The 1751-nt window shown below is 53.7% G+C and carries 2 protein-coding genes; both read right to left on the bottom strand.

Going from position 1 to position 1751, the window contains the following annotated elements:
* Nucleotides 1-94: 94 nt before the first annotated feature.
* Nucleotides 95-1222, bottom strand: coding sequence for a 23S rRNA (uracil(747)-C(5))-methyltransferase RlmC (gene rlmC, locus FDW94_RS14380; RefSeq protein ID WP_137377791.1), 1128 nt, complete (start codon nucleotides 1220-1222; stop codon nucleotides 95-97).
* Nucleotides 1223-1263: 41 nt separating this feature from the next.
* The coding region (locus FDW94_RS14375; protein WP_249358526.1) for a YbjO family protein at nucleotides 1264-1751 on the bottom strand (488 nt) is incomplete at its 5' end.

Genomic DNA, 1751 nt, shown 5'->3' with positions numbered 1-1751 from the left:
CCGGATGCGGCGTAAACGCCTTATCCGGCCTACATTGCTACAGCCCTGCATATCTCCGTAGGCCTGATAAGCGAAGCGCCATCAGGCATGGCAGTTATTGTCGGCTGAGCAGCGTTAGCACTTCATAGTGCGCGGTGTGTGGGAACATATCGAAAAGTTGGACGCGTTCAATGCGATACCCGGGCAACTCACGAATATCCTTCGCCATGGTTTGCGCATTACAGCTGGAATAAACGATATAACGCGGTGCCATGCGGGAGAGAAAATCGCACAGCGGCTTTCCAATCCCGCGACGCGGCGGATTCACCAGCACCAGGTCAGGTACTTCGCCCTGAGCGGTAGCAAACTGGGTTGAATCCAGCGCCTGAAAATGCAGATTCTGCAACCCAAGCTCCTGCGCTGACTGCTTCGCGCAGGTAATCGCTTCTGGCGCGATTTCAATCCCCGTCAGTTTCATTTGCGGTGTAGCACAGTGCAGACCAAAACCCCCGACGCCGCAAAACAAATCCCACATGTGATTAACCGGAAGCTGACGCACCCAGTCACGCGCCGTGGCATATAACTGCCCCGCTACCACCGGATTGGTCTGGAAGAAACTCTGCGGGCGGATCCACAACGGCACATCGTTAAAGCGTTCCGCCAGCGCCTGTTGTTCCGTCAGGAAGATTTCTGTCTCCCCTTCCATAATCGCCATATGCACCGGCTGAATATTGGCAGTGATCACTTTTAACTGTGGGAGTTGTGCCTGCAACCAGGGTAGCGCCGCGCGCAGCTGTGCCAGTTTTGCGTCAGAACGCAGGACAAAACGCAGCATCATACCGCCATCGAATCTGCTTTCCGTTAACAGCAGATATTTCAGCTCCCCGCGTTTGCGCGCCACGTTATAGGGCGTCAGCCCCGCCCGAGCGATAAACGGCTTAAGCGCGGCAAATACGGGCGCAAAAGACTCAGGATAGAGCGGACAGTCGCACAAATCCTCAGGCGTACCGTCACGATGCAGCATTCCCAGCAGCGGTTTTTCCACGCTGCCGCTGACTACCATTTTGGCTTTATTACGAAACGCGCTTTCCGGACCACTGACCGGCGCGCACCATTCTCCGACCGGATACTCGGCCAGCAGATTCTGCAGCTCGGCTGTTTTTTCGAAGAGTTGATCGGCGACAGGCTGTGTTATCCACTGACAGGAGCGGCAGCGTTCGGCGTCATATAGTGCGCACTGCATACAAAGACCTACAAATTAACCGGGGGCCAAGATTATACACGTTATTGCAAACGGAAGAACCGCCTGCTGGACGCAGGAACAAACAGCAGCAGCAATACCAGCATATCCGGCAGTTTTTGCATCACCAGCGTATGCAGGATTTCGCGTCTGGACTCCCCCGCAATGCTGAACAATTCTGGATATCCGTAGCCCAACGAAGCAGCCCACAGATAGACGCTGGCGATAATCTGGGTCAACAGATAGATCCAGCGTGCCCAGTTCCGTCCTTTTACCAGCGAAAATGCGCAGTAAATTTCGATAAATAGCAGCACCAGACTGCCCAGAAACACCAGCGTCAAATTCCAAGTCTGCACACTGCGATGAATAAACTCACTGGTTCCACGAAACCCAAGCGTATTAAAAATCATCAACAGATCGAGACAGCGGATCATGATAATAGCCAGCGCCGCCACCTGCACCAAAGCAGGGACGTTTAAGCGAGCATGTGATGTGGATGATTTCTTAAAAAATCCCAACGCGTCGTCTTCCA

Origin of the sequence: Citrobacter sp. wls757, assembly GCF_005280935.1 — a bacterium.
Classification (GTDB): domain Bacteria; phylum Pseudomonadota; class Gammaproteobacteria; order Enterobacterales; family Enterobacteriaceae; genus Citrobacter; species Citrobacter portucalensis.
The sequence above is the reverse complement of the archived record's forward strand: the minus strand, read 5'-3'. Positions and strand labels throughout refer to the sequence as shown.

Coding starts and splice junctions, on each gene's coding strand:
- rlmC (WP_137377791.1), bottom strand. CDS start 1,222: ATGCAGTGCGCACTATATGACGCCGAACGCTGCCGCTCCTGTCAGTGG.